Source organism: Pseudomonas sp. MWU16-30317, assembly GCF_020515695.1.
GTDB lineage: Bacteria > Pseudomonadota > Gammaproteobacteria > Pseudomonadales > Pseudomonadaceae > Aquipseudomonas.
Window position 1 is genome coordinate 443822 of record NZ_JAIWJA010000003.1, and the last position, 16774, is coordinate 460595.

Consider the following 16774-nt stretch of genomic DNA (forward strand, 5'->3'; position numbering starts at 1 on the left):
TCAAGGGGATCAACCGCAGAAAGTGTCAGGAACAGGTTGCTGCATAAATCAGAGCCCGAGGTAGTTGAGACCGGCCTTGGGCAGATCAATTCAACCGAGCGTAGTCTGCTCGGCGCACTCTAAACGGAACGCCTGCCACTTGCATCCGCCGTGTAGGGTAGTAGAGTTCCAGCATGTTTCAGATCGAGGTGAAGTCGTGGCGCAGAAACAGGCCGAGGAAGAAAGGATCCGTCTGGACAAGTGGCTATGGGCCGCACGTTTCTACAAGACCCGCTCGCTGGCCAAGGCCGCGATTGAAAGTGGCAAGGTGCATTGCCGTGGCGAGCGTTGCAAGCCGGGCAAGGAGCCGCATGTAGGCGACGAGATCGCTGTGCGTACCGGATTTGATGAGCGCACGGTGGTGGTCAAGGCATTGTCCGATGTGCGGCGGGGTGCTCCCGAGGCGCAGTTGCTTTATGCTGAGACCGAGCAGAGTATTGCGAAGCGCGAACAAGCGGCGGCGATGCGCAAGGCGGGCGGCCTGGGCGTCGAAACCGATGGGCGGCCGAGCAAGAAGCAGCGTCGGCAACTCCATCAGTTGTTCGGCAGCCGCGACTAGCCGCTGACCACGCTGAGGCGGCGCAGTATCGGAATGTGATTGAGCAGCTTGAATACCGGATTGCTGAGAGTACTCAGCAAGGCGGTAGCTTTGGCGAGATACGGCGTATAGAAGGCCCAGCCCAGCGCCAGCAATGCCATCAGCACGCCACCGATGTAATCGTCCTGGCCCCAATGCGCGCCAGCCACCAGGCGTGGCAGGCTGAATAGCACCACCAGGCCCCAGATCACCACCACCTGGGTGCCACGGCGAGCGAACAGGGTCATGAACATGGCCCAGATCAACAGTACCGAGGCATGATCACCCGGGAAGCTCTGGTTGGATTGATCCTTGAGCTCGAGATGTTTGTCGATGTTCGGATACAGATCCCCCAAACGTACCGCTTCAGGGAGGACCAGCGACGGACTGCTGTGCTGCCACCCCAGATGGTCGCATACCTCTGAAAACAGCGCGCGAATGACCAGCAGCGCCACCATCATGGCGATAATGCCCAAGGCCGCCTGACGCACCTGGCTCCGTTCGAAGACATAGTCACCACGGATCAACAGGGTCAGAAGGATCAGCCCGACCACGATGTCGAACGGCCGCATGCTGCCCACGGCCCAGATCGAACGCCAGACGCTATTAGTGGCCAAAGGCTGATTGAGCATATGAAACAGGCCGACATCGAACGCCGTGAACAACTGATTGCCGACGGGCAACAGCCACAGGCCCAGCAGGATCAACGCGGCGACGTTGCACGTCACCAGAGCTCTGATGTTCCATCTTGCTTGGAACAGAGCGGGTTTGTTCATAAAATACCTCGAATGGCAGAGCTCGCAGGCGCGGAGCGCATGTAACAGAAATTGTTTTGCTGACTATACATTTTGTCATAAATATCAGATACCCAGACCTATGTCCGAATTGCTCGATACCGATTTCACACAGCGTTTCATCTTCGACGACAGCGATGTCCGCGGTGAGCTGGTTTCTCTGGAACGCAGTTATGCCGAGGTTCTGGCCAAACATCCGTACCCGGAACCCGTTGCCCAGTTGCTCGGCGAATTCATGGCGGCGGCAGCTTTGCTGGTCGGCACCCTGAAATTCGATGGCTTGCTGATCCTCCAGGCCCGCTCCAGCGGGCCGATTCCCCTGCTGATGATCGAATGTTCCAGCGAGCGAGAGATCCGTGGCCTGGCGCGTTATGAAGCGGAGCAGGTTAGACCCGGCGCCGGCTTGCCGGAACTGATGCCGGAAGGCACACTGGCGATGACCATTGACCCTACCAATGGCCAGCGTTATCAGGGCATCGTCGAGTTGGGCGGTGCGGACTTGTCGGAATCCTTCACTAATTACTTCGCGTTGTCGGAGCAATTGGGTACGAAGTTCATCCTCAAGGCCGACACCCATCGTGCCCGGGGCCTGCTGTTGCAGCAGTTGCCCATCGACAAGATCAAGGACGATGAAGACCGCGCAGACAACTGGCATAACGTCACCGCCAAGGCCCACACCTTGACGGCCGAGGAGATGCTCGGTCTCGACAACGAGACCGTTCTGCATCGCCTCTACCATGAGGAAGAACTGCGTCTGTTCGATATCCAGCCGCTGCAATTTCGCTGCAGCTGCTCCCGGGAACGTTCGGCGCGCGCGTTGATCAGTCTGGGAGAAGAGGATGCGCAGCTCGTGTTGGTCGAACATGGTGGCACCATCGAGATCGATTGCCAGTTCTGCAACGAGCGTTATCTGTTCGATTCTGCAGATGTCACGCAGTTGTTTCTGGACGGAAGCGTCGATTCGCCGTCAGAGACCCGTCACTGAAAGGTTTTAGCACCGCTAACTGAAGGTCAGGAACGTCGGAATAGTGCCATCCAGACAGGAGGGGTCTACTTTTTCCTAATGTTTCTGGCATAATCCGGCCACTTTTTTCGCTGTAGTAGGTTTGTATTATTACTACAAAACGTTTGGAGCACTCGGCCGCTGGCCGACGGGGACATTCATGACGCAAGCCAATAACGCCGTGTACACCGATCTGAGCACTGACGATCTGGTCAAAGAAGCCCTGACTCGCGGTGAAGGCGAGCTGTCCGATACGGGCGCGCTGGTCGTCAAGACCGGGCATCGCACGGGCCGTTCACCGGTAGACCGTTTCATCGTCGAAGAGCCCTCTTCCCAGAACGACATCGCCTGGGGCCCGATCAACCGCAAATTCCCGGCCGACAAGTTCGATGCCCTGTGGGATCGTGTTCAAGCCTATCTGGGTGAGCGCGAGCGGTTCGTTTCCCACGTTCATGTAGGCTCCGACGAAGGCCACTACCTCGCGGTCAAAATGACCACCGAGACAGCCTGGCACAACCTGTTCGGGCGTTGCCTGTTCATCAATCCGGAAACCTACAATCCGGGCGCCAAGCAGGAATGGCAAGTCGTGAACGCGCCGTGGTTCGTCTGCGAACCCGAGCGTGATGGCACCAACTCCGATGGCACCGTGATCATCAACTTTGCGGCCAAGAAAGTCCTGATCGCAGGCATGCGTTACGCCGGCGAAATGAAAAAAGCCATGTTCTCGGTGCAGAACTTCCTGCTGCCGGCGGCCGATGTGCTGCCGATGCACTGCGCTGCCAACATGGGCGAAGAGGGCGATGTGACGCTGTTCTTCGGTCTGTCGGGCACCGGCAAGACCACCCTGTCGGCCGACGAAAGCCGCTACCTGATCGGCGACGACGAGCACGGCTGGGGCGAAGGCGTGGTGTTCAACATCGAAGGCGGTTGCTATGCCAAGTGCATCGATCTGTCCGAGAAGAACGAACCGGTCATCTGGAAAGCCATCCAGCATGGCGCCGTGCTCGAGAACGTGGTCCTGGACCCGGTCACCAAGCAAGCCGATTACGCTGACGACAGCCTGACCCAGAACAGCCGCGCCGCTTACCCGCGCGAGCTGATCGAAAAACGCGCCCCGAAAAACCTCGGTGGCGAGCCGAACGCTGTAATCTTCCTGACCTGCGACCTGACAGGCGTATTGCCGCCGGTGTCGATCCTCAGCGAAGAACAGGCTGCCTACCACTTCCTGTCGGGTTACACCGCACTGGTCGGCTCCACTGAAATGGGTTCGGGCAGCGGCATCAAGTCGACCTTTTCGACCTGCTTTGGCGCGCCGTTCTTCCCGCGTCCGGCGGGCGTGTATGCCGAACTGCTGATCAAGCGCATCCGCGCCTTCGGCTCCAAGGTCTATCTGGTCAACACCGGCTGGACCGGCGGTGGCTACGGCGTCGGCAAACGTTTCAACATCCCGACCACCCGTGGCGTGATCGCGGCCATCCAGAGCGGCGCGCTGATCGGTGCAGAAACCGAGCACCTGGCGACCGTCAATCTGGATGTGCCGAAATCGGTACCTGGCGTCGATACCGGCCTGCTCAACCCACGCAACACCTGGGCTGACAAGGCTGCGTACGACGAGTCGGCCAAGGCGCTGGCCGGCTTGTTCATCGAGAACTTCAAGAAGTTCGAAGTGAGCGACTCGATTCGTGCAGCCGGTCCGCAGCTGTAATATTCAAGCTGTGAACTGACAAGCCGCCCCTCGGGGCGGCTTTTTCATTTGCGCTCTTTTTCCTTGCCCAGATACACCGGCGCGACGTTCACGTTGGCTGGCAACGCGACGCTGGTCGATGGTGCCACGGGCTGGGCGTGGGCGGCCTTGTCGGTGTGGGATGAACCACGGCTCGGCGCGGCCTGTTCGGCGGTTGGCGCAGGCGCGTCAGCGGGTTTGTCGGTTTGCGCCTGGGCCAGACTGGCTGAAGGATTGTTCAGATCGATGACCAGCAACTTGGCCAGGTCATAGCGCTGGCTCAGTGCATACAGGCCGCCGGCGACGATCACCAGGCCAATGAACACATTGCGAAACAGAGTGGAGTCGGTGGTGGCTTTTTTCCGCGTGCGCCGCACCACGGTGTCATCCACGTCGACGCTCAGGGAATCGGATTTAAGGCGGGGTTGCTGGCGCTCGGCTTTCATGGCACTCGTTCGACGGTTGGGCACAGGCGTCGAGTTTAACATTTCTGTTCTGGCGCCAGCGCTTTCCTGTGCCGGGCGGCAGTCCTAATCTGCGGCGGCGAAGGTCTTGGTCGCCAAGCAGTAGCGCTGCCGGGCAGCGAGGGTCTGGTCGTCGTTCTCATGGTCGGCGCGCTTGGTCCATTCCTGACATGCCTCCTTGAAGTACACCACGGCGGCGCGTCGGCACTCACGGTGTTCGACCGTGTCACTCGGGAAGTTGGTGCATACCGAAGCGTTGTCGATCTCGTTATCGACGATCTTCCACTGCGCTCGATAGCGATTGCGGCCTTTCCATTCGCGGATCTCCACGGTCGCCACTTGGTAAGGCTTGCCTTGGCGAGTAACGGGACGCACCTGATCGGCTTTGTACTGGGCCATATAGCGTGCCGAAACCATGCCCTGCGCCGATGTGGGCGCCGGATCGGGCTTGGGGACGGCGCCAAAGCGGCACTTGGCGACCTCGTCGTTGATGGCCGTGCCGTTCTTCAGGCAGTCATCCAGAGGCTGTGGCTTGGCGGGTGTGGCGTCGGCCTGTGCGCGCGGCGCCGTGACCACTGGAGCCAAGACGGCGGCCGTTACAGGCTGCACGGGTAGCGCATCGGCTGGCTCGTCGGTCACCGTTGCCATTGGCTCTTGCACGGCATTCGCAGGCTGAGGCGAGGGCGCATGGCCCTGCAGGCGCGCAGCGAGGATCCAGGCGCAGGCGCAAAGCATCGCCAGCGCGGCTATCCAGCCCAGCTTGACGCCGGAAGGCCTGGCGGCTGGGCGTCTGCCAGGATGAGAGCCGAGCACCACGTCGAACTGCTGAGGGTTGAGGCGCTGGAAGTGCGTGACGCCGTCATCATCTGAAGGTGGTTGCATCGAATCCATTCCTGGCGTTTGGTGTAAGGCATAAAGCGGCATCCGGGCCATGCCGTGGCAGACTTGTTACAATTTGCCGCAGATTATACCGGGGCTCGAAACTTGGCCAGCGAACATTGATGGCGTTGCTCGTTGACCCTGGAAGCCCCGCCCCCTGAAATGTTCAGGCTCAATCTTGCGCTGCAAATCTGCCAGCGGCCGCGCTAGGGTGTTCCCTCGATGCCGTCCAAGGAGTGACACGACATGCAGGCTACCCTCGAAGCAGTGTTCGGCCACAGCCGTTTTCGTCCAGGCCAGGAGGCCGCCATCGGCGCAGTGCTGGCTGGCCGTTCGGCCGCGGCGATTTTTCCGACCGGGTCGGGCAAGTCGTTGTGCTATCAATTGCCAGCGCTCATGCTGCCGCACTTGACGCTGGTGGTTTCCCCATTGCTGGCGTTGATGCAGGATCAGCTCGCCTTCCTCCATCGTCACGGCGTGGCGGCGGCGAATATAGACTCCGCACAAACGCGTGAGCAGGCCGCAGAGGTGATGACGCGGGCGCGCTCAGGTGAATTGAAGATCCTGATGATTTCGGTCGAGCGCCTGAAAAACGAGCGGTTTCGCCATTTTCTGCAGCAGGTGCCCATCTCGTTGCTGGTGATCGACGAAGCGCACTGCATCTCCGAGTGGGGGCATAACTTTCGGCCCGACTACCTGAAGCTCCCCGACTATCAGCGTCAGTTCAATATTCCCCAGGCCTTGCTGCTGACGGCCACGGCGACGCCCAAGGTCATCGCCGACATGCAGGCGAAGTTCGCCATCGCCGATTCGGATGTGGTCACCACGGGGTTCTACCGGGCCAATCTTGATTTGCAAGTGGAGGGGGTGGCCGGCGCCGACAAGCAAGCGCGCTTGGTGCAATGGCTGCAGGCGCGCCAAGGCCAGGCAGGGATCGTCTATGTGACCCAGCAAAAAACCGCAGAAGCCGTGGCTCAGCAGCTGTCGCGCCAGGGTGTCGCGGCGCAGGCCTATCATGCCGGGCTGCCGAACGAGCGCCGCGATGATATTCAGCGCCGCTTCATGGCTGGGGATATCCAATGCATCGTCGCCACCATTGCCTTTGGCATGGGCATCGATAAAAGCGACATTCGCTTTGTGGCACATTTCGATCTGCCTAAATCGATCGAAAACTACAGTCAGGAAATCGGTCGGGCAGGTCGCGACGGTGAGCCGTCCGAATGCCTGGTGCTGGCCAACCGCGACAGCTTGGCGGTGCTCGAGAACTTCGTTTACGGCGACACGCCAGAGCGCGTAGGTATCGCTGCAGTGCTCGAGGACCTGCAGCAGGCCGCCGGCGACGGCCAATGGGAGTTTCTGCTGGGCCCCTTGGCCGACCAGAGCAATATTCGCCAACTGCCGCTCAAGACCCTGTTGGTGCAGCTCGAGCTTCGAGGGATCATCGCGCCACGCTACAGTTACTTCTCCGAATACCGCTTCAAGTATCTGGTCGAACCCCAGGCCCTGCTCGAGCGCTTCAAGGGCGAGCGGCAGGCGTTCGTGGCGTCGATCATCGCGCACTGCAAGCGCGCCCGGACCTGGGCGACGGTGGACTTCGACACGCTCTACCAGCACGGAGCGGAACGCGCACGTGTGATCAAGGCACTGGATTACTTCCAGGAGCAGGGCCTGATCGAGCTGGAGAGCAAGCACATGACCGAGGTGTATAGCGTGCTGGAGCCTGCGTTCGATGCCCAGTTGCAGGGCGACAACCTCTATGACTATTTCCGCACCCATGAGGGCGCCGAGATCGGCCGCATCCACGCCATGCTGGCGCTATTCGCCAACGATCAATGCTTGAGCGCCAGTTTGGCACGGTACTTTGGTGATACCGAGGCGCCTGATCGGTGTGGCCACTGTTCGGTGTGCCGTGGGCAAATCGCACAGTTACCCGAGCCGCCTACCAGGCCGCGGCTGGGGGATATGGTCTTCGTGCAAGAGTGCAGCGAGTTTCTCAATCGCTACCACGAGCAAACGGGCAGGCTGCCGTCTGCAACGCTGGCGACGCGCTTTCTCTGTGGCGTCAGCGTGCCGATCTTCACCCGCATGAAAGCGCGGGCTGTGCCGGGGTATGGGGTTTTGGAAGATTACCCTTATGCAGAGGTTCTGCAGTGGGCCGAATCAGGATTGGCGAGCTTCGTTGACCCCGCTGGGCCCTGAGAGTCGGCAGCCCTGATGCCGCAGCAGCAGGTCAGGGCTGCGTTGTGGTCAGATGGGCTTGGGCTCCGTTCGGGAGGCAGCTTCAAGATCCAGCAGTCCGCGCCCGTAGGCTTCACTGTTGGCGTATATGCCTGATCGATTAGCGCTATCGAGCAGCAGCTCGCGAATTTCTTGCGGGCTCTTCTCTGGATAGCGGCTTTGCAGGGCTGCCAGCGCGCCCGCTACCAGGGCTGTGGCGGGTGAGGTCCCGGCGGTCTCGACAAACTTGCCGTCCTTGCCTGTGGTCATCAGCCCTTTGCCCTGGCCGGAGTCGCCTCCGGGCACCGCAATGCACCAGCGGTGGGCCACGCCACAGTAATTGGATTTACCGTTGATGGCAGTGCCGTCGTTGCTCAATGCAACCACAGCCAACCAGCCTTTTTCCAGTTCGGGCAACGCCACGGGCAGGCCCGGCTCGGCCAAGGGTTCGCGCTTGAGCTCGTTACCGGTCGGGAATACCAGAACCGCACCTTGCTCGACCATCACGCGCGCCTGCGCCAAGGAGGCCTCCATGACCTGGTTGTAGCGTGCCTCGGTCAGTTCGGTGGCGGGGATCGAATTGGCCCAGGAGTTACTGAAGATACGCACGCCCTTGTCGAAGGCGAATCGCCAGGATTGGGCAATCTCCTCATCGAAAAAGAAAGGTTCGTTGTCATCACCGAAGCGCATCGGAATCAGCTGGGCCTCGTAGGCGACACCATGAATGCCCTGATCGTCCTTGTTGGCCGCCAGTACTCCGGCCATCTGGGTGCCATGCCCCAAGCGGTCCTCGGTACCTGGCGCCTTGCGCACGTGGTCGTAACCGGGGTCGGCGATACGGCCGCGAAATGACGGGTGATCCAGCTCCAGACCGGAGTCGATCAAGGCGACGGTCACGCCGTTGCCGGTGCCGCCACGGGCATAGAGTGCCGACGCGTTGATAATCGACAAGGCTTTGAGGGCATGGTATTCGGGGGTTTCAAAACTGGCCCGATCGAGAGCGATCGGTGGTGACTCGGCGTACGCCCCGCAGCCGATCAAAGTGAATGGCAAGCCCAGCAGCCCTGAGCGAAAGACAGTAGGCAGCAATGGGAACGGGTTATGGAATAGCTGAGGTGGGTGACGCATGGCAGGTCCTTGGACAGTTGATTCAATGCCCTGGCGCTTGGCTCAGGGCATTAGTGAAAGAACTATCCACGATCTTCGATAGCGTCGCTGAACGGTAATGTGAGTACTTGTATCAGCGCAGGAAAGGACTTTTCCTGTTAACGATGACGCCAGTGGTGGCGCGGTGGGCGACCGTGGCCACGATAGTCGCGACGGTCGTCGTGGCCACGGTAGTTGCGGTTGTCCCGGTCGCTCTCGTTGCCCATGTAGTTGCCCAGCGCGCCGCCCGCACCGCCGCCTGCCGCCGCGCCGATCAGCGCGCCATTGGTGCCGCCCACGCTGCGGCCAACCACGTTACCGCCGGCGGCGCCCAGCGCGCCTCCGATCGCGGCTTCGCCACGGCTGCGTTTGTTGGCGCCGACCGCGCTGCCCGCTGCACCACCCACGCCTGCGCCGATGGCCGAACCGGTAGTGCCGCCCAGTTGCTGGCCGACAACCGAACCTAGAACCCCACCCAGTGCGCCGCCAATACCGGCTTCAGCCGTGCCGCCCGCAGAGGCAGCCCCGCTGACCAGGGCAAAGGACAACAACAGAATCGAGGGAAGCTTCATGTAGAGGAGTCTCAGTGGAATGACGACGCGATCCTGAGGCTCGGTAACAAGGCTGACAACATCGAAAAAGCCGAAACCGCGACTTGCGCACAGTCTGGTAAACGATTGTTTTAATGATGAAACTTTGTTCGGATTGTGAAGTCTTTTACTCTTCACGAAGGCCTTTTGCATTGCGCAAAAGGCCTTTTTCGTGTGCGCAGATTACAGGATTCTGGCGCTTTGGGCCGTTGCTTCCAGGCGAATCGCGACAAATTTGGACGTCGGCGTGCTGCTGCCGTCGCCCACGCTTTCCAACGGAATAAGCGGGTTGACTTCAGGATAGTAGGCGGCTGCCTGGCCGGCTGGGATGTCGAACGCCAGCAAGGTGAAGCCGTTGACCCGGCGCTCACGGCCATCGTCCCAGATCGAGATCAGGTCGGCCTTCTGCCCTGGCCGGAAGCCCAGACGGATGATGTCCGCTTCGTTGGCGAACAGCACGTCACGCTGGCCACGCACGCCACGATAGCGATCGTCCAGGCCGTAGATCGTGGTGTTGTACTGATCGTGGGAGCGCATCGATTGCATGATCAGATCCGGGATCTGCCCGGTGGCACGAACCCGTTCATGAATCAGGTCGTTGGGCAGGGCGTTGGGTTTGAAATTGGCGCGGCCGCTCGCGGTGCTCCACTTGCGCGCGCCAGCGCTGTTGCCCAGATAGAAACCGCCAGGATTTTTCAGGCGCTCGTTGAAATCCTTGAAGCCCGGGATGGTGTCGGCGATCAGATCACGAATGCGGTCGTAGTCGGCTACCAGCCATTTCCAGTCTACCGGGTGCGTGCCCAGAGTCGCAGCGGCGATGCCCGCGATGATGGCCGGCTCCGAGTGCATCTGCCGCGACAGGGGCTGCAGTTGACCGTTGGAAGCGTGGACCATGCTGAACGAGTCCTCCACGGTCACGGCTTGTGGACCTTCGCTCTGCAGGTCGATATCGGTACGCCCCAGGCACGGCAGGATCAGCGCCTGTTTACCGTGGATCAGGTGGCTGCGGTTGAGCTTGGTGCTGATCTGCACCGTCAGGTCGCAGTTGCGCAGCGCCTCGGCGGTGCGGTGACTGTCAGGCGTGGCCTGTACGAAGTTGCCGCCCAGGCCGATGAATACCTTGGCGCGCCCATCGATCATCGCGTGGATGGCTTCGATCACGTTGTGGCCATGGCTGCGCGGTACGGTGAACTTGAAGCGTTGCTCCAGGGCATCGAGGAAAAAGGCCGGCGGGCGCTCGTTGATGCCCATGGTGCGGTCGCCCTGCACGTTGCTGTGGCCGCGTACTGGACACAGGCCGGCGCCCGGCGCGCCGACGTTACCGCGCAGCAGCATCAGGTTGGCGATTTCCTGGATGGTCGCGACCGAGTGGCGATGCTGAGTGATGCCCATGGCCCAGCACATGATGACCTTCTCGGCCTTGACGTACATGCGCGCAGCAAGCTCGATGTCGTCCAGCGGCAGGCCGGACTGCTCGGTGATCTGTTCCCACGAAGTGGCGTCAACGGCAGCGAGGTAGTCCAGCACCGAGACGGTGTGGGCATTGAGGAAGTCATGGTCGAACACCGACGGGGCGTTCTGGGCTTGCGCATCGCGCTCCCACTGCAGCAGGAACTTGGCCATGCCGCGCATCATCGCCATATCGCCACCCAAGCCTGGGCGGAAGAACGCGGTGTTGGTCGGCTTGTCGCCGTTGGTGAGCATCTCCAACGGGTGCTGCGGGTGCTGGAAGCGCTCGAGGCCGCGCTCCTTGAGCGGGTTGATACACACTACCTGGGCACCACGCTCCACGGCTTCGCGCAGGGGCTCGAGCATCCGTGGATGGTTGGTGCCGGGGTTCTGGCCCCAGACGAAAATCGCCTCGGCGTGTTCGAAGTCGTCGAAGGTCACGGTGCCTTTGCCGACCCCGACACTTTGCGACAGCGCCACACCGCTGGCCTCGTGGCACATGTTCGAGCAATCGGGGAAGTTGTTGGTGCCGTACGCGCGCACGAACAGCTGGTACAGGTAAGCCGCCTCGTTACTGGCCCGGCCCGAGGTGTAGAACTCGGCCTGGTCCGGGCTGGTGAGGTTGAGCAGGTGCCTGGCCACCAGGCCGTAGGCGTTTTCCCAGGTAATGGGCTTGTAGCGATCGGTCTCGGCATCGTAGACCATCGGCTCGGTCAGTCGGCCCTGGTATTCGAGCCAATAGTCGCTCTGCTCCAGCAGCGAGGTCACGCTGTGCTTGGCGAAAAAACTGCCATCGACGCGGCGCTTGGTGGCCTCCCAGTTGACCGCCTTGGCGCCGTTCTCGCAGAACTTGACCATGCCGCTTTCCGGCGAATCGCCCCAGGCGCAACCGGGGCAGTCGAAGCCGCCGTTCTGGTTGGTCTTGAGCATGGTGCGAATATTCTTCAGCGCGTTATCGCTGGTCAGCCAGGCTTGGGTCACGCTGATCAGCGCGCCCCAGCCACCGGCTGCACCTTTGTACGGCTTGTAGCGCGGCGTCGGGGTCTTGTCGGCTTGGTTGTGAGTGGTCACGCTGATTTCTCCATCGCGGGGCTATAGACCCGCGGCGCACTGTGGTGCGGCAGGTGGATAAGATTGAGGTTGTGGCGGCGCGCCCATTGCAGGGCCAGGCCGGTGGGGGACGACAGGCTGACCAGGGTCTGGATGCCGGCCCGCAGGACTTTCTGAATCAATTCCAGGCTGCAGCGACTGGTCACCACGGCTACGCCGCCGGTGGTGTCGATGCGTTGGCGCAGCAGGGCACCGATGAGTTTGTCGAGGGCATTGTGGCGGCCGATGTCTTCACGGCCGAGCAGCAGCTCGCCACGACCATCCATGAAGATGGCGGCGTGTACCGCGCCGCAATGCTGGCCCAGCGGCTGGAAGTCGCTGATGCGCTGGCGCAGGCCGTCGAGCCAGTGCGCGGGCGGCAGGGGCGCGCCGGGCAGTACCTTGAGGTCGGGCAACGCCTGTTCGACGGCTTCTACGCCGCACAGGCCGCAGCCACTGGTGCCGGCCATTTGGCGGCGTTGATCCTTGAGGTTCCAGAAGGCACGGCTCGCGATCTCGACCTCGGCTTGTTGCGCCGAGCCACAGCCGCTGAGCTTGATGTCGTAGATTTCATCGGGGCTGGCAATCAGGCCGCTGCCAATGCTGAAGCCGACGATGAAGTCTTCGAGATCGGTGGGGCTGACCAGCATGACCGCCTGGCTGATGCCGTTGTAGGCGATCGCCAGGGCGACCTCTTCGGCCAGCGCGGTGGCGGTCTCACCTTCGTGCTCGAGGGTGCAGAAACTGTATTCATGACTGGCCGCTGCAGCGGCCGTCGAAAAGCTGGACGCCGCGGGGGCCGGGCGTTTGGCATTCATCGCAGATTACCGGCTGGAAGGTAGGCTAAAGCCTAGGCCTGCCAGCGGTGGACGTCTAATCGCTAGTACTGATATGCCGATAGATGGCGTCGATGAAGATGGGTTTGGGTTGTGAATGGTGGCCCTTTCGCGGGCGATCCCTGCTCCCACAATGGAGAGTGGGAGCGGGCTCTGCCCACGAAAAGGGCGGTATGGTCAGCGCACAATTCAGGACGTTTTACGACACAGCGCAAAGCACGCCTCAGCCAGCGCCGAGCGGGGCGCGCTGCGGCGCATGATCAGCCCCAGCCCCGCAAGGGTATGGGCGTCGGCGATGGGCGCCAGGCGCAGATGTTCGGTCAGCGCATCAAGGCCGCCATTCAACGGCATCACGGCACAGCAAAGCCCGCCATGGACGGCCTGCAGCAACTGATGAACGGCATCGGTCTGCAGCAGGAACGATGGATTCAAGCCGCGACTGTGGAAGTTGTGATCCATGGACTGGCGAAAGTGCATGCCGCTGGTCAGGGCGGCCAATGGTAGCTCGGCCAATGTTTCCCAGCTCAAGGGCTGATCACCAAAATCAAAATGGCGCTGATCGTAGAGCAAGCCCATGCGCGTTTCGTCCAGCGCCAGGGATTCGAAGCGCTCGGTGTCCAGCCGCTCCAGGTAAGACACGCCGATATCGAGTCGATTGCTGGCCAACTGCTCAAGAATCTGCTCGGAGCTCAGCGCACTGAGTTCGAAGCGCAGATTGGGATGCTGGCCGTGCAAGCGATGCAGCAGCGGCAGCGGGTCGAAACTCGACAAGGGCACCACGCCAAGTCGCAAGGTGCCAACCAGGTTACCGCGGCAGGCTGCCGCCTCGGCTTGCAGGCCGTCATAGGCCGCCAGCACGGTGCGCGCCCAGGCCAGCACGCGCTCGCCGGGCGCAGTGAAACCTTCGAAGCGCTGACCACGGTTGACCAGGGGCAGGTCGAGTTCCTGCTCGAGGTTGCGCAGGCGCATCGACAGCGTCGGCTGGGTGATGTGGCAGCGCGCCGCGGCCTGGCCGAAATGCCGGGTTTCGTCGAGGGCGATGAGGAATTTGAGTTGTTTTATGTCCATCTGCATTCCTGGCGCACGTTTGGGGGATCTGAGAGGCCGCTGCAGCTTGCACACAGCTCACACCCCACACCGAGAATAAGCCGTCAATGCGCAACAAAGGTCGCTCAAAGACCTTTGATCAACTCGCGATAATCCTCCACCGCGTCGAATTCCTCGGTGTCCTTGGGGCCCTTCTTGCTATCAGGCTCGCGCACCGCCAGCAGATGCCCGACGCCGAACGCGCGCGCGCTGCGCAGTATCGGCAAGGTATCGTCGATAAACAGACTGCGCGCCGGATCGAAGCCGATGTCGGCCTGCAGGGCGTCCCAGAACTGCTGGGTTTCCTTGGGGTAGCCGTAATCATGGGAACTGATCAGGCGCTCGAAATAGGGCGCCAGTTCAATCCGCTCCATCTTCAGCGACAGCGAGTCACGATGGGCGTTGGTGATCAGGATCACTCGCTTGCCGGCATCGCGTATCGCGGCCAGAAAGGTGTCGGCATCGGGCCGCAGGGCAATCAAGTGCGCGGTTTCGACCTTGAGGTCGCGCACCGACAGATTCAGCTCGGCGCTCCAGTGGTCCAGGCAGTACCAGGTCAGCTTGCCGGCATTGCGCTCGAACAATGGATGGATTTCGAGCTCGGCCATGGTGCGGCTGACGCCATGCAGCTCGGCGTAGCGTTGCGGCAGGTGTTCCATCCAGAAATGGTTGTCGTAGTGCAGGTCCAGCAGGGTGCCGTCCATGTCGAGCAGCACGGTGTCGATGTCTTGCCAGGCGAGGGGAGCCATAAAGATTCTCGGGCAATGGGTTGGTTCGATGGCCTTTGCAGGCAAAAGCCACGGTATAGTAACCCGTTCACGCTCAGGAGCCGCCCCCATGCGCCAGAAACCTATCGCCCTTTCCCGCGAGATCGTCGCCAGCAGCCGTCTATTCCGTGTCGAACAGGTGGAATTACGGTTCAGCAATGGCGTCGAGCGCACCTATGAACGGCTGGTCGGGCGCGGCACCGGCCATGGTGCGGTAATGATCGTGGCGATGATCGACAGCGACCATGCGTTGTTGATCGAGGAGTATTGCGGCGGTACCGACGAATACGAACTGTCCTTGCCCAAGGGCCTGATCGAGCCGGGCGAGGACGTGCTGGCGGCGGCCAATCGCGAACTCAAGGAAGAGGCCGGCTACGGTGCGCGGCAGTTGGAGCATCTGACCGAGCTGTCGCTGTCGCCCGGCTACATGAGCCAGAAAATCCAGGTGGTGCTGGCCTCTGACCTATACGAAGAACGCCTGGAGGGCGACGAGCCTGAAGAGATGCGCGTTGATCGCGTCAACCTGCGCGAACTGGCAAGCCTGGCCCAGCACCCGCAATTCTCCGAAGGGCGGGCGCTGGCGGCGCTGTATCTGGCTCGGGATCTGCTGACACAGCGGGGCAGCTTTCAACCATGATGGGTGGGTGTCGCGGCACCGCCCTGCAGCCACCAGATATCATTCTTGAAGCCGAGAATAATGTCCTCGTTGGGGAGTAGTTGCAGTTGTGCCAAGACCAGCAGGCCGCTATCTGCTGGATCGAAGGCCGCGATGCCTTGCTCGCCGAACGTCTCATCGAAATTTCCGTCATCAAGCAGGCGCACTACCCCGATCCTCGTCACATCTTTGGGCACGGACGTGGACAATACCATTCGCGCCTCTATGCCTTGACCATAAAAAGCCCCACCGTGCCAATTTCCATAACCCGGCACGATCTCTTTCAATAGTAACTCTCCCCGGTTGAACGAAGTATCAACTTGACCCTCAGCGGTATAGCCACTTATAGCACCTTTGAGGCCTATGCCGTCCTTCACCGAGGCCCCCAGCACTTTCAATGCGCCGTTCTCATCGGCCCACAAAGCGTTGACGACATAAAAATCATACTTATCGATGCGCACCAATCCTTGGTCGTTGCCATTGCCACCGAAGCTGTAGTCCTGTTTGCCCTCAGCGTCGTAACGCACCAGGAATTGCTGCCCTTCATCTGGGTTGGTAAACGGTAATGCCTCCTTGACGAGAATTACCAGCTTACTGCTCCCGGCGCCTCCCGTTTGCAGAGCGGCCGCGACGGCAAAGTTGAAGGGGATGAGGGTGCCCGCCAGTGTTAGCACTATATAACCGGAGCCGTTGAATGCTCTGTCCAACTTGCCCTGGTTGTCGAGGCGGACTACTACCGGCAGCAATTCGTCGTAACCACCCCAGCCGACTGTTAACACCAGATACAAGCTGTCACCGTCAGCAATGCTGATCAGGTTTCCGGTCTTCGGTGGCAGGCCCTTATCTTGAGCCGATTTATGTTCCGGGGTATGAATGCGAGCCCCGCTCTCACCATCAAAGATCAATTCGGACACGTGTACGACAGCGTGGCCGTCTTTGCCATACGTGCTATCCAGCCGACCATCAGCGTGAAAGCGTGAAGCTGACAGGAGCTCGCTATCTGAACCGCCGGTTACTAAAAACGATCCGTTCTTCAGCAAATGCAACCTGTCGCGGTCCTCGTAGATCGGATCTTCGACGTGAACGAAACCTGCGCCGTCGGCGAACGAGGGATCAAGTTCGCCTTGCGGGGTGAATTGGCTGAGAAAGTAGCCCCGAGCGCCGATACTGCGAGAGAGTACGAGGAGATTTGCGTCCGTAGTCTGTTCCAGGCTGAGTACGAATGCAGCGTTACCGGTGTGATCCAGCGTAACCTTGCCGCCGTTGAACGCCGGATTGAGATCCCCCGGCCGTCTTGATTGATTTTGATTAGCCATGATGATGCCCCTTTGGATGATTAAGATAAACCCGAAAGGTTCGGTCTCTAGGAGCTTACTGGGGGCCATATCTGCCCACACCTCTCAGAAGTGTCAGGTAGCGCGTCTGCGCTGATTCGTGTTACCAGCCTCGCGGGTAGCGTC

The 16774-nt window shown here is 60.8% G+C and carries 15 protein-coding genes; 5 read left to right on the forward strand and 10 right to left on the reverse strand.

The window, feature by feature from the left end:
• The first annotated feature begins 196 nt into the window (after positions 1–196).
• On the forward strand, positions 197–598 hold the full coding sequence (locus LIX93_RS11085) for a S4 domain-containing protein (protein ID WP_226504082.1): 402 nt from the start codon (positions 197–199) through the stop codon (positions 596–598).
• On the opposite strand, the gene LIX93_RS11090 is transcribed toward LIX93_RS11085, so the two are convergent.
• Complete coding sequence (locus LIX93_RS11090) at positions 595–1392, reverse strand: phosphatase PAP2 family protein (RefSeq protein ID WP_226504083.1); 798 nt, start codon at positions 1390–1392, stop codon at positions 595–597. The genes LIX93_RS11085 and LIX93_RS11090 overlap by 4 nt on opposite strands.
• A 100-nt stretch (positions 1393–1492) precedes the next feature.
• On the opposite strand from LIX93_RS11090, the gene hslO reads away from it, so the two are divergent.
• Positions 1493–2395: an Hsp33 family molecular chaperone HslO gene (gene hslO / locus LIX93_RS11095; protein ID WP_226504084.1), complete on the forward strand. Its 903-nt coding sequence runs from the start codon at positions 1493–1495 to the stop codon at positions 2393–2395.
• A 178-nt stretch (positions 2396–2573) separates the two neighbouring features.
• A complete protein-coding gene (locus tag LIX93_RS11100) occupies positions 2574–4118 on the forward strand; it encodes a phosphoenolpyruvate carboxykinase (RefSeq protein WP_226504085.1) in 1545 nt (514 codons plus the stop codon).
• Between the two features lie 44 nt (positions 4119–4162).
• On the opposite strand, the gene LIX93_RS11105 is transcribed toward LIX93_RS11100, so the two are convergent.
• Complete coding sequence (locus tag LIX93_RS11105) at positions 4163–4582, reverse strand: hypothetical protein (protein ID WP_226504086.1); 420 nt, start codon at positions 4580–4582, stop codon at positions 4163–4165.
• 84 nt (positions 4583–4666) lie between these two features.
• Positions 4667–5482 (reverse strand): hypothetical protein, encoded by an 816-nt coding sequence (locus LIX93_RS11110; protein WP_226504087.1) that lies wholly within the window; start codon positions 5480–5482, stop codon positions 4667–4669.
• Between the two features lie 243 nt (positions 5483–5725).
• Here LIX93_RS11110 and LIX93_RS11115 point away from each other — a divergent pair, with 243 nt between their 5' ends.
• A complete protein-coding gene (locus LIX93_RS11115) occupies positions 5726–7678 on the forward strand; it encodes an ATP-dependent DNA helicase RecQ (protein WP_226504088.1) in 1953 nt (650 codons plus the stop codon).
• Positions 7679–7726: 48 nt separating this feature from the next.
• On the opposite strand, the gene LIX93_RS11120 is transcribed toward LIX93_RS11115, so the two are convergent.
• The 6 genes from LIX93_RS11120 to yrfG form a co-directional block, all read right to left on the reverse strand.
• A complete protein-coding gene (locus LIX93_RS11120; RefSeq protein WP_226504089.1) occupies positions 7727–8824 on the reverse strand; it encodes a S8 family peptidase in 1098 nt (365 codons plus the stop codon).
• A gap of 137 nt (positions 8825–8961) precedes the next feature.
• Positions 8962–9414: a YMGG-like glycine zipper-containing protein gene (locus LIX93_RS11125; protein WP_226504090.1), complete on the reverse strand. Its 453-nt coding sequence runs from the start codon at positions 9412–9414 to the stop codon at positions 8962–8964.
• A gap of 201 nt (positions 9415–9615) precedes the next feature.
• Positions 9616–11952: an FdhF/YdeP family oxidoreductase gene (locus LIX93_RS11130; RefSeq protein ID WP_226504091.1), complete on the reverse strand. Its 2337-nt coding sequence runs from the start codon at positions 11950–11952 to the stop codon at positions 9616–9618.
• Positions 11949–12788 carry a formate dehydrogenase accessory sulfurtransferase FdhD gene (gene fdhD / locus LIX93_RS11135; protein WP_226504092.1) on the reverse strand — a complete coding sequence of 280 codons (840 nt, stop codon included), beginning with the start codon at positions 12786–12788 and terminating at the stop codon, positions 11949–11951. The genes LIX93_RS11130 and fdhD overlap by 4 nt, the downstream gene beginning before the upstream one ends.
• A 207-nt stretch (positions 12789–12995) precedes the next feature.
• A complete protein-coding gene (locus LIX93_RS11140; RefSeq protein ID WP_226504093.1) occupies positions 12996–13874 on the reverse strand; it encodes a LysR family transcriptional regulator in 879 nt (292 codons plus the stop codon).
• Positions 13875–13978: 104 nt separating this feature from the next.
• On the reverse strand, positions 13979–14641 hold the full coding sequence (gene yrfG, locus LIX93_RS11145) for a GMP/IMP nucleotidase (protein ID WP_226504094.1): 663 nt from the start codon (positions 14639–14641) through the stop codon (positions 13979–13981).
• A gap of 88 nt (positions 14642–14729) precedes the next feature.
• Between yrfG and nudE the strand changes: the two genes are divergently transcribed.
• Complete coding sequence (gene nudE, locus LIX93_RS11150; protein ID WP_226504095.1) at positions 14730–15296, forward strand: ADP compounds hydrolase NudE; 567 nt, start codon at positions 14730–14732, stop codon at positions 15294–15296.
• Here the strand turns inward: nudE and LIX93_RS11155 are convergent.
• Positions 15287–16630, reverse strand: a complete 1344-nt coding sequence (locus tag LIX93_RS11155; protein WP_226504096.1) for a hypothetical protein — start codon at positions 16628–16630, stop codon at positions 15287–15289. The genes nudE and LIX93_RS11155 overlap by 10 nt on opposite strands.
• Positions 16631–16774 lie beyond the last annotated feature (144 nt).

What these genes read in the sequence shown, in the direction of transcription:
- LIX93_RS11090 (WP_226504083.1), bottom strand. Translation starts at nt 1,392, where the DNA reads ATGAACAAACCCGCTCTGTTCCAAGCAAGATGGAACATCAGAGCTCTG.
- hslO (WP_226504084.1), top strand. Translation starts at nt 1,493, where the DNA reads ATGTCCGAATTGCTCGATACCGATTTCACACAGCGTTTCATCTTCGAC.
- LIX93_RS11100 (WP_226504085.1), top strand. Translation starts at nt 2,574, where the DNA reads ATGACGCAAGCCAATAACGCCGTGTACACCGATCTGAGCACTGACGAT.
- LIX93_RS11105 (WP_226504086.1), bottom strand. Translation starts at nt 4,582, where the DNA reads ATGAAAGCCGAGCGCCAGCAACCCCGCCTTAAATCCGATTCCCTGAGC.
- LIX93_RS11110 (WP_226504087.1), bottom strand. Translation starts at nt 5,482, where the DNA reads ATGCAACCACCTTCAGATGATGACGGCGTCACGCACTTCCAGCGCCTC.
- LIX93_RS11115 (WP_226504088.1), top strand. Translation starts at nt 5,726, where the DNA reads ATGCAGGCTACCCTCGAAGCAGTGTTCGGCCACAGCCGTTTTCGTCCA.
- LIX93_RS11120 (WP_226504089.1), bottom strand. Translation starts at nt 8,824, where the DNA reads ATGCGTCACCCACCTCAGCTATTCCATAACCCGTTCCCATTGCTGCCT.
- LIX93_RS11125 (WP_226504090.1), bottom strand. Translation starts at nt 9,414, where the DNA reads ATGAAGCTTCCCTCGATTCTGTTGTTGTCCTTTGCCCTGGTCAGCGGG.
- fdhD (WP_226504092.1), bottom strand. Translation starts at nt 12,788, where the DNA reads ATGAATGCCAAACGCCCGGCCCCCGCGGCGTCCAGCTTTTCGACGGCC.
- LIX93_RS11140 (WP_226504093.1), bottom strand. Translation starts at nt 13,874, where the DNA reads ATGGACATAAAACAACTCAAATTCCTCATCGCCCTCGACGAAACCCGG.
- yrfG (WP_226504094.1), bottom strand. Translation starts at nt 14,641, where the DNA reads ATGGCTCCCCTCGCCTGGCAAGACATCGACACCGTGCTGCTCGACATG.
- nudE (WP_226504095.1), top strand. Translation starts at nt 14,730, where the DNA reads ATGCGCCAGAAACCTATCGCCCTTTCCCGCGAGATCGTCGCCAGCAGC.
- LIX93_RS11155 (WP_226504096.1), bottom strand. Translation starts at nt 16,630, where the DNA reads ATGGCTAATCAAAATCAATCAAGACGGCCGGGGGATCTCAATCCGGCG.